This window comes from Streptomyces sp. NPDC002580, assembly GCF_042889485.1.
Lineage (GTDB): Bacteria > Actinomycetota > Actinomycetes > Streptomycetales > Streptomycetaceae > Streptomyces.
Map to the genome: position 1 here is coordinate 942,264 of NZ_JBIAQZ010000001.1, position 9,916 is coordinate 952,179.

Below are 9,916 nucleotides of genomic sequence, written 5' to 3' on the forward strand. Positions count from 1 at the left end.
GGCCCTGCGGCTAGGCTGACCGGGACCTTCCAGGGAACAGGAGCGCCCATGCCGCAGATCATCGTCGAGACCTCCCCAGCCCTCGACCACGTCGAATGGGGCGCGTTCGCGCTCGCGCTGCACCCCCTGATCGTCGAGATCGCGGACGCGCGGCTGGAGGCGTGCAAGTTGCTCACCCTGCGGGGCGAGTACGAGGCTGTGGGGGATGCGGTGGCCACGGGCACGGGTGGTCCCGCCATCGTCCACGTCACCATCGGACTGCTGGCCGGCCGCAGCGAGGAGACCAAGGCTGAGCTCTCCGAGGCCACGCTGGACCTGCTGCGCAAACACATCGAGCCCACGGACGGGGTCACTCTGTACGTGTCCGCCGAGGTGCGCGACCTCGACCCGTCGTACCGCAAGTTCGTGGCGTAGTCCCCCGGCCCGGGGACGGGGCGCGGACCGTGCGGGGCCGGGGCCCGCGACCGTTCCTACGGCGCGGGCGGCGAGGCGAGCGCGAGCAGCCGGACGGCGAGGTCGGTGAACGGCCCGTCGCCCGGCTCGTTCCTGAGACCCCCGCGCAGCACTTCGGCGACCTCCGCGTCGTGGGCGGCGCTCACCGCCGCCAGGGCCGCGAAGTCCTGCACGAGCTGCACCTCCAGCTCGCGGCGCGGAATCCGCCGCCCGTCCAGCCAGATCAGCGCGGTCGACTCGACGAGCGAGATCCAGGAGCGGATCACCAGCTCCAGCCGGGCGGGCGGTTCCTCGATCTCCAGGTGCGACAGGACCTGGAGGTACGCGGCCTGCCGCACCGCGTCGACGAGGGCGTTGGTGGTGGACGAGCCGACGGCCGGGCCGCCCCGCATCAACGCGGCGAAACCGGGGCCGTGGTCGTCCACGAAGTCGAAGAACCGGCGCATCACCCGCAGCAGCCGGGCCCCCAGCGGCCCCTCGCGGGGCTCCACGAACCTGCCCGCGAGATCGTCGGCGGCGCGCTGCAACGCGGCCTCGTACAGGCTGAGTTTGCCGGGGAAGTAGTGGTACACGAGTGGTCGTGAGATGCCCGCGACCGAGGCTATCTCGTCGATGGAGACCTCGTCGGGCGAGCGTCGGCTGAACAGATCGAGGGCGACGCCGATCAACTGCTGCCGTCGCTCCTCGACACCCATCCTGCGGCGAACCCCGGTAGTCATGCGAACACCTTACCGATCGGATCAGGCCCCGAACGGGCCGGCCCGAGGGTCGATGTTCACCTGGCGGGCACGATTCGCCCACAGGACCTCCGCGGAACACGGAACGGCCGCACCGCTCAGCGCAGCCCCGTGATGCCCCGGCCGTCCTCCAGCGTCCCCTTCAGTTCGGCCTGCGCCCCCTGCTTCGTCCGTACGGTGAGGAGGGGGCCCCGCGCCGACCCGCGCACCCCGCCCGTCGCGTCGACCGACGCCGTGTCCGCGCTCCCGGCCGCGAGGAGGTACCAGGCCCCCGCACCCGACTTCCACAGCACCCCGGCCAGCACATGGGGATCGCGGGAGCCGCACGCCGGGGAGTTCTCGGCCTTCGCGGCGACCGCCCCGTACGGTCCGCCCGGAGTGCGGAACTGTGCCTGCACCCGGGTGCCGCCGCCCCGCCAGGTGTCGGCCCGGGTGCACACCCAGTCCGCCGGTCCGCTCCCGTCGGGCAGCGGCTGGCGCGCGAACCGCCAGGCGTTCACGGTGCGCACGCCCCCCGAACGCACGGAGGCCAGCGAGCACGCGAACGGTGCCCAGTCGCGCAGATCCGCGGCGCCCGCCGCCTCCCGGGGCGCGCCGGGCCGACCCGAGGTGAGGTGGGCCGGGATCAGCTCGCCGAGGTCGGTCAGCAGACGGCTGCCGGAACCGTCCTTGATCTGGAGCACGTTCCACGAGGTGCACGTGCCGGACTGCGGCGGGCCGGCCAGCGGGGAGGTGGCGCCGTCCGCGGACAGGGTCAGGTCCATCGCCCCCGCCGACGGCTTCAGCAGATCGCGCTCGGCGGCCCGCTTCACCCAGGGGGCGGTCAGATAACGGACGTTGCCGTCGGCCCGTCCCAGCACCACAGCGCTCGCCTCGGCCCCGCGCGCCCCGTCGACCCGCGCGAAGTCGAGGGCGGCGCCGCCCGTGCCGTCCTTCGGCTCGGCGTAGCGGGCGATGCGCAGACCGTCGTGCAGCAGCACCACCCGCGCCTGGTCGACCTCGCCCGCGTACAGCAGCTGGGGCGGTCCGGGCGGGGCGCCCGAAGGGGTCCCGGGCGTCGCCGAGACCTGCACGGACTCGCCGGGCCTGGCCCAGACGGCCAGCGCGCGGCGCAGCAGCGCGGTGTCCTTGACGAGGCCGCCGCGGGCCGGCCACACGGAGAAGTCGGTGCGCGCGGACGACTCCCAGGCCGTGGCCGGCACCCGCTCGAGACGGGCCGGGTCGAGGGCGGCCTCGGCAGCCGGGTTCTGCGCGTAGGAGGGCGCCGCCGCGCCGTCCGGGCCCCAGCCGTCGCCCGGCAGCCCGAGCAGCGCGCCGCACACGACCACGGCCGCGGTGGCGGCGAGTGCCGCCTTCAGATGCTGCCTGCGCCGCATCAGGTCGGTGGGCCGGGCGTGCAGCGAACAAGGGTCGAACTCGGGCGATCCGAGCAGGGCGTCCCGCGGCTCGACGGCCGAGGCCTCCTTCAGCGCGGCGGCCGGGTTCGCGACACCCGCCGCGGCCAGCATCCTGCACAGGTTCGCGTCGGACAGCTTCTCCAGACCGCGCAGCACGTACCCGGCGCGGGCCGGCCCCGAGAGCGCGGACAGCCGCTGGTCCAGGGCCAGTTCGTCGGCTCCGCCCGAGCGCGGGAAGAGCCGCAGACCCCACACGTGGGGGAGCAGGGGCGGCAGCTGGGACCGCTTGGGCCAGGCCCGCCGCCGCAACGGCAGTCCCGCCTCCAGCGCCGTACGCACCACCTGGAGGCGTACGAAGGCGTAGCCCGGGTCGCTCTCGCGGCCGCCGCCGCTCTGCTGCGCCGGGATGACCGAGGCGTCGCCCGAGGTCCGGCCGCGCGGCAGCGCCCGCTGGGTGAGGGCGTGCGCGGTCAGCACCCGGCGGTTGCGGCCGAGGCTCGGCGGAAGGATCAGATAGGCGAGCCGGACCAGCCGCGGGTAGTGCTCGACGAGCGCGGCCTCGGCCTGCTCGACGTCGACGACCGCTCCGGAGGAGGCTGCGGGGCGCGGGGCTACATCCTGTGACTGCACGTTCAGCAGAACGAGCGAATCGTCGGATGGTCACCGGCCGCCCCGGCGGCTCAGTGCCCGGGGTCCTCCGGGTCCCGGGGCTCCACGAGCAGCCGCGCGTAGTTGGCCATCGACCGCTGGTAGCGCGGCAGATGGGGGGCGAGCGCGCCGATCACCAGGGAGAGGCCCTCGCGTTCACGGCCGAGGTCGGCGAGACAGAGCGCCAGACAGGCCCGTACGGCGTCGTCCAACTCGTCCGAGGGGGCGACCAGTTCGGGGGCGAGGAGCTTGACGCCCTCGTCCGGCTGCCCGAGGTTCCGCAGCGAGCTGGCGAGCTGGATCTTCGCGCGCCGGCCCCGGTACCCGCTCAGGCCGCGGGCCAGCGCCTCCCGGTACAGCGGCACGGCGAGGTCGGAGTGGCCCGTCGAGTCCCAGGCGCAGGCCCGCTCGAAGGGGGCCAGCGGACTGTCCGCGGGCAGTTCGGAGACGAGGGAGTCGATCACCGCCCGGAACTCCGCGGCCCGCTCTTCCTCGTAGTCGTCGAAGCGGGCCCAGGCCGCCGTCGTACGCTCTTCCCAGTCTTCGTTCACGGGTGACACCCTCGCACGGCTGTGCCCCTCGCGGTATCGGGTTCACCGCCTGGGGCGGTGGCCGATTGAGCACGGCGCCGCCGGGAGCCGTATCGAAGGCAGAGCCCTCGCCGGGGCTCTCCTCGGCGTGAACGCCGACAGGTACCGGAGGAACGTATGAGGTTGACACGCGAGAAGCTTCTGGCCGGGGCGGCCGTGGCCGTCCTGCTGGCACTGACCGGCTGCGGAGGCTCGGACGACGAGGGCGGGGCGGCGAAGGAGACCGTCCCGGCCACGGCGACCGGCAGCCTGGAGGACCTCGCGGCAGAGGTGAAGTGCAAGCCGGACATCCAGACCGACGCGGACGAGATCCGCCAGGGCGTCTGCAAGATCAGCTCGGGCAAGTTCATCCTGGCGACGTTCGCCACCGACCGCGGCCAGCGCGAGTGGCTCGACGGGGCCAAGGACTACGGCGGGTCGTACCTGGTGGGCGCCAAGTGGGTCGCCGTCGGGGACCAGAAGATGGTGACGAGCCTGCGCGGCCGGCTCGGCGGGAACCTGGAGCAGGGCGTCTCGCACCACGCGGGAGGCGGCGACGGCGCGGGAACCGAGACGGGGCACTCGGGTCACCACAGCGGCTAGACCGGGCGGGAGCCGGGGAGCCGGGGAGCCGGGGAGCCGGGGAGCCGGAGGACCGGGAACGAAAGAGGAGACAAAAGAAAGGCCGGTGGCGGGAGATCCCGCCACCGGCCTTTCTCATGGGGGCTACTTGCAGCGCTTGCCGCTGTTGATGCAGGTGACCATCTTGTTCATCAGGGCGTCGTCGAAGACGTTGATGAAGTCGTCGTGGTCGGTGGTGGGCTTGTGCAGCTGCTCCGGGAAACCGTCCACCGCGTAGGCGTTCTTGATCTGCCCGTTGGTGAGGGTCGGGGCCCGGAAGCCGTAGACCAGCTTCATCGTCAGCTGCGGAATGGCCTTGAAGCCGTTCGCGCAGTTGCCCTGGGCGTCGGCGAAGGCCACGTGGGTACGGTGGTTCGCGCTGTCGGCGTTCACGCCGTCCCAGCAGCTCTGGAAGGCGAAGGTGCGGACCACGTTGCTGCCGCGGGGGCAGATCGGGTACTGCGCCGTCAGCTGCACCTTGTTCTCGAAGCCGGTGCAGCTCCAGTGGGCGTTGGCGTTGGCGAGACCGTTGGTCGTGGTCTTCGCGTCACCGGTGATGATCCGCAGGAACTTCGGCATCGCGACGACCTTGCTCTTCGCGTTGCCGACGAACTTGATCTGCGCCTGCCGGACCTGCTGGATCTGGCCGACGTTCAGTTCCTTGCCGCCACCGTCGTTGTTCTGGTCGAAGTCCTGCGTACCGTTCTGGATACGCACGACCGGCCAGTAGTACGACGACTTGTCGCCCTGGTTGGCGCAGGACGTCTGGGCCGCCGCGAACTTGTCGTTGTTGGCGAAGGCGTCGTTCGACTGGTTGCCGACGTAGTCGTGCAGGTGGTGCGCGCCGTTGGTGACACCGGGCGCCACGATCACGTTGTCGGTGTTGAACTTCTTGTTGGCGTTGACACCGCAGGACGACGTGAACGTCCCCGCGGAACCGGCCGCCTGCGTCCGGGCCTTGGCGGGCACGTTCGCCTGGACCTTCGTGATGTCCACGAAGTCGGCCGCCACCGGACCGTTGCCGGCCTGGCCGCCGTTGCCCGCCTGAGCGCCACCGGCGGGGGCACTCGCGCTCGCGCCGGCACCCGCTCCGGCACCCGCACCCGCACCCGCTCCGGCACCCGCACCGGCGGACGCGCTGGCGGACGGACTGGCCGCGGCGCCGCCGCCGTTGTTCTGCCCACCGGCGTTCGTCTGGTCGGCGGGGGTCCCCGTGCAGTTGGAGAGACCGTCGAGCCAGCCCGGAGCCTTTCCGCCGACCCGGTTGATCTCCAGCTTGATCCGGTCGAGGATCACCGACCGGTTCTGCTTCAGCGGCGTGAGGATGGAGTTCTGAACGAAACTCGCGTCCCTCGTCTGCGCGTCCCGGGTGGTGGCCAGCCGCTGGTAGGCGGCGGTGATCTGCTGGTCGAGCGTCGCCAGCTCTCCGTCGACCTCACCCCGTGCCTGCTTGGGCACGTTGGACAGCTTCTGCCCGACGTCCGGACAGGTGATGGTCGCCACCTGTGCGCCGGCGGCCTTGGTGGTGTTGGTGGTCGAGTTCTTCTCGTGTGCCGAGGCGTAGAAATTCGCCCAGACAAGCCCACCCCCACCGATCGCGAGCGCTGCCGACGCGGCAATGGCCCGAACGGCCAGCGGCGAACGTCGTTTTCGTATGTTGCGTCCCATGGAACTCCTCTGACTTCCTTGCGGGGCAGCGAGGCGCCCGACAGGAGTGAAGCGGCTCCGTTCCATACGCACGTGGCGGGTGGGGTGTTCAGGGGCCTCAGAAAAAAACTTGGAAGTCCATGAGAGCAATTCGGGCACAATAGGCTCAGAAGCCCGCGAATTCACGAGAGTTGATCTCGGAATTCAGGTTTGACGGCGCTTTTTGACTGAAATTCAGCAAGCCGGACGGGCGGACATCCCGAGCCGCCGCCGGGGCGCTCGGGCCGACTTCGTCCGGGACCTCCCGCCTGCCGAGGCCGATGACGGGTGTGTACCTCGATCGCCCTTTTCTGCCAAGGGAGTTGGAGCGGAACCGTCGATCCGGCGCCGGTCCGGCCCGCTCCCGGAGCGGCCCGCCGGGCGCCTCCACCCGCGAGGGTGGCAGCCGCTGACGGAGACGGTCCCGGCGTCGTACGTCCCCGGTGTGCGGAGCCGGCCGGCGCACCCGCGAAAGGGTCCGCCGGCCGGAGAAGCCGCTCACGGCGCAGGGCCCTCGCGCAGGGCGCGGGCGGGCTCGGGGGCCGGAACGTCGACAGGGCCGGGAATTGCCGGAATTCAGATCCCCAGAACCTTCGCCTCCACCGCCGGATCCAGTCCCACCGTCGGCCGGTCGGCCCGCACGGGCGCCACGCCGCCGCGTGACCGGAGCCAGCTCCAGGTGTCGGCGACGGTCTCCTGGACGGGCCGGCACCGGAGCCCCGCGCGCACGGCCCGGGACACGTCCGCCGAGTACAGCGCGGCCGCGTACTCGCCTCCCGGCGGTACCCACACCGGCAGTTGCGTCCACGGTTCGATCCCGGCGGCCAGGACGGTCTCGGGCTCCGTCCAGCGGAGATCGGCCCGCGCCCCGGTGACCCGCGCGCACGCGTCGAGCAGCGCCCCCATCGTGCTGTGCCCCGAGGGGCTCGCCAGGTTGTACGCCCCGTCGAGCTCCGCCTCCACCGCCCCGAGCGTCCAGTCCGCGAGGTCCCGGACGTCGATGTACTGGAGCGGCAGATCCCGCGGCCCCGGAGCGAGCACGGGTCCGCCCGCCGCGATCCGGTTCAGCCACCACGGCAGCCGCCCGATGTTCTCGTACGGTCCGAGGATCAGCCCGGACCGCACGAACAGCGAGCGTCCGGTGCCGAAGGCGTCGAGCGCGGCCAGTTCGCCGCCCCGCTTGTTCCTGGCGTAGTCGGTCCCGTCCGCCTCGGCCGACGCGCCTTCCACGAGCGGCGTGTTCTCGTCGTACCCGGCGGGGGCGGGCCACGCGTACACGGAACTGCTGGACACGTACACATGGCGGGCCACCCGCCCGGCCAGCAGACGTGCCGCGTCCAGGACGGCCCGCGGCGCCCCCGACCAGGTGTCCACGACGGCATCCCACTCGCCCGTGCCGTCGGCCAGCGCCGCGAGCCCGTCCGGCGTGGTGCGGTCGCCCAGCAACGACCGTACGCCGGGCGGGGGTTCGTGCCGTCCGCGGTGGAAGACGGTGACCTCCCACCCCTTGCCGAGCGCCGCCTCCGTGACCGCGCGTCCCACGAACTCCGTACCGCCCAGCATCAGAAGTCTCCGTGTCATGGGGACGACTCTGCACGGGAAACCCGTCCGGCCGCACGGGAATCTGCTGACAGAAGATCCGCCGGGTGCGCGCCCGCCGGGAACGCGGCCGCCCGGCCGCGGGTGTCGTCCTGTGGCCGGGCGGGGAGTTCAGCGGAGGTCCGCGGGTGTCAACGGCCTGTCGGGGGCGTGTACTTGTAGCCCACGCGGCGGACCGTCTGGATCACCTGCCGGTGTCGCGCGCCGAGCTTGCGGCGCAGCCGCGCGACATGGACGTCGACGGTCCGCCCGTCCCCGACGTGTCCGTAGCCCCACACGGTGGAGACCAACTGGTCGCGGCTGTGCACCCGGTGCGGATGCCGGACGAGATGCGCGAGCAGCTCGAACTCCAGGTAGGTGAGGTCCAGCGGCTGCCCGTCCACCTCGGCGGTGCGCTGCACGGTGTCGACGCGGACCAGCGGCTCGGCGCCGTCGTCACCGGCTCCGGCGGTCGGCGGCTCGGCCCGGTCCGTCACGGCGACCGGTACCAGGGACTGCTGGTCCGCCGGTACGAGCACCAGGTAGCCGATCATCGGCGGCTGCCCCGGCAGGACGGGCAGCGTGTTCTGGGGCGCGGGCAGCCACGTGGCGCCGGGGGGCAGGAAGGCGGAGACGTCCACCACCTCGTCCCGGTCGACGGCACGCAGTCGGTGCCGTCCCGGAGCGGTCGAGGACACGGGGGTGGAGGCTGTCTGGACGGAGGACAGGGAACGAGTGATCGCCATGAGAGGTCAGCTCTTTCGCGCGAGGAGTTCGTCGGGAGGTTCGACGACCGCGAGTTCGTGGTCGGAGCCGTCGAGGACGTACGTCGTGCGCGCTGGCCGAAGGCCGGGGTGTACGGCTTTAGAGGGCCGGCGCGTTCGTCGCGCCGCAACACACCCGGTCGAAGTCGTGGTGCTGACGGGAGGGCCAGAAGGGCTCGAGGTCATGGCGACCCGTCGCGGTGCACTTCTGGAAGATGGCCATGACCCCATTGAAGCAGACAAGGCCCCGTGACAGGAGCCTCCTCTCACTGCTCGGACACCTCGTTGGCGGGAAGTCGGCCCAGGCCCTGTCGTCACTTTCCCGCCTGCCCCGCGACCGCCCTCCGGGCGACGACGGGAAGGTGACGACAGGACCTCGCCCCCGTCAGCCCGTCAGACGTCTGCGCCAGACCAGGGGCGCCACGTCGATCGCCTGGTCCGGGTCGCCGTCCCAGGTCACGGACAGTCCGGCGCCGACGAGGGCGGCGACGACCTCGTGTCCGACGTCCGTCGTGGTCCGCGCCGAGCCGTCGAACCCGCCGTAGTGGAGGCTCAGTCCGTGCCCCTCGGCGGCGGACTCCGTGGACTGCCGGTGGAAGAACACGAAACCGCGGGCGTCCTCCCGCTCGGCGCCGATCTCGGTCATGCCGCAGTTGTGACAGCAGGTGAAGTGCTCGCGGGCGGTGATGCCGGTCTCCTCCAGGGCGCCGAAGGCGAGTGTCAGCCGCTCGGGGTCGGTGACCCCCTGCCAGGTCTCCTGCTCGGCCAGCCGTTCCCGCCACAGCCGGTCCGTCAACCGCCGGGCCTGCGCTCCCGACACCGGCCGTTCCTCCGCGGTGACCAGGAAGTCCTCGGCGGTCTCCGCCAGCGCCTTCCGGGAGTCGTAGCCGCAGCGCAGCGACAGCCGTACCCGCTCCTCGACCTTCTCGCGTACCTCGTCGGGCAGTTCGGGCACCTCCTCGCGCGGTCCGAGGTCCACCGGCCGCCAGTCCACGCCCGCGTCCCAGCCCTCGCGCCGCAGCGCCCAGCCGGTCAGGAGGTCCGCCACCCGTTCCCGGTCCATGAGGTTCGTACCGGAGAACTCCTCCTCGCCCAGGCGGTGTTCCAGCCGGTAGTCCCCGTCCGTCTCGTGCCAGACCTGGGCGAACACGTCGGGGATGTCGGGTATCCGCTGTACGACGAGGAACCGGTCATCGCGGCCCCCGATCCGTGCGACCAGCTCGCGCAGGGCCGGTGCCGAAATCCGTGTGTGGGTCCGCCCGTTCTCCGTCTCGATCCTGACGGCCAGGCTCTCGTCGATCTCCATGCCCCCACTGTGACACCACCCACCGACAACGCGAGGGGGGGGCCCCCCGGCGGGGGGGGGGCCCCCCCCGGCCCCCGGGGGGGGGGGGCCGGCGGAACGACTGGGGGGGGGCCGGGGTGGTGGAAGTGGAGCCGGCCACACAACACGTTGGGGCTTG

10 protein-coding genes are annotated in these 9,916 nt (G+C 72.2%); 2 read left to right on the forward strand and 8 right to left on the reverse strand.

Annotation, left to right across the window (positions count from 1 at the left end):
• The first annotated feature begins 48 nt into the window (after positions 1–48).
• A complete protein-coding gene (locus tag ACFYW7_RS04015) occupies positions 49–414 on the forward strand; it encodes a 5-carboxymethyl-2-hydroxymuconate Delta-isomerase (RefSeq protein ID WP_389497526.1) in 366 nt (121 codons plus the stop codon).
• 56 nt (positions 415–470) lie between these two features.
• On the opposite strand, the gene ACFYW7_RS04020 is transcribed toward ACFYW7_RS04015, so the two are convergent.
• The 3 genes from ACFYW7_RS04020 to ACFYW7_RS04030 all read right to left on the reverse strand — a co-directional run bounded on the left by ACFYW7_RS04020 (position 471) and on the right by ACFYW7_RS04030 (position 3,786).
• On the reverse strand, positions 471–1,172 hold the full coding sequence (locus ACFYW7_RS04020) for a TetR/AcrR family transcriptional regulator (protein WP_389497529.1): 702 nt from the start codon (positions 1,170–1,172) through the stop codon (positions 471–473).
• 116 nt (positions 1,173–1,288) lie between these two features.
• Complete coding sequence (locus ACFYW7_RS04025; RefSeq protein ID WP_389497532.1) at positions 1,289–3,217, reverse strand: hypothetical protein; 1,929 nt, start codon at positions 3,215–3,217, stop codon at positions 1,289–1,291.
• A gap of 50 nt (positions 3,218–3,267) precedes the next feature.
• Positions 3,268–3,786 (reverse strand): tetratricopeptide repeat protein, encoded by a 519-nt coding sequence (locus ACFYW7_RS04030; protein WP_389497534.1) that lies wholly within the window; start codon positions 3,784–3,786, stop codon positions 3,268–3,270.
• A 156-nt stretch (positions 3,787–3,942) separates the two neighbouring features.
• Between ACFYW7_RS04030 and ACFYW7_RS04035 the strand changes: the two genes are divergently transcribed.
• Positions 3,943–4,407 (forward strand): hypothetical protein, encoded by a 465-nt coding sequence (locus ACFYW7_RS04035; protein ID WP_389497536.1) that lies wholly within the window; start codon positions 3,943–3,945, stop codon positions 4,405–4,407.
• Positions 4,408–4,530: 123 nt separating this feature from the next.
• On the opposite strand, the gene ACFYW7_RS04040 is transcribed toward ACFYW7_RS04035, so the two are convergent.
• The 5 genes from ACFYW7_RS04040 to ACFYW7_RS04060 form a co-directional block, all read right to left on the reverse strand.
• Positions 4,531–6,093 carry a DUF1996 domain-containing protein gene (locus ACFYW7_RS04040; protein WP_389497538.1) on the reverse strand — a complete coding sequence of 521 codons (1,563 nt, stop codon included), beginning with the start codon at positions 6,091–6,093 and terminating at the stop codon, positions 4,531–4,533.
• Positions 6,094–6,687: 594 nt separating this feature from the next.
• Positions 6,688–7,692, reverse strand: coding sequence for an NAD-dependent epimerase/dehydratase family protein (locus tag ACFYW7_RS04045; protein WP_389497540.1), 1,005 nt, complete (start codon positions 7,690–7,692; stop codon positions 6,688–6,690).
• Between the two features lie 149 nt (positions 7,693–7,841).
• Positions 7,842–8,435: a winged helix-turn-helix domain-containing protein gene (locus tag ACFYW7_RS04050; protein WP_389497542.1), complete on the reverse strand. Its 594-nt coding sequence runs from the start codon at positions 8,433–8,435 to the stop codon at positions 7,842–7,844.
• 118 nt (positions 8,436–8,553) lie between these two features.
• On the reverse strand, positions 8,554–8,676 hold the full coding sequence (locus ACFYW7_RS04055) for a hypothetical protein (RefSeq protein WP_389497544.1): 123 nt from the start codon (positions 8,674–8,676) through the stop codon (positions 8,554–8,556).
• A gap of 162 nt (positions 8,677–8,838) precedes the next feature.
• A complete protein-coding gene (locus tag ACFYW7_RS04060) occupies positions 8,839–9,759 on the reverse strand; it encodes a DUF6891 domain-containing protein (protein ID WP_389497546.1) in 921 nt (306 codons plus the stop codon).
• Between the last annotated feature and the right edge of the window lie 157 nt (positions 9,760–9,916).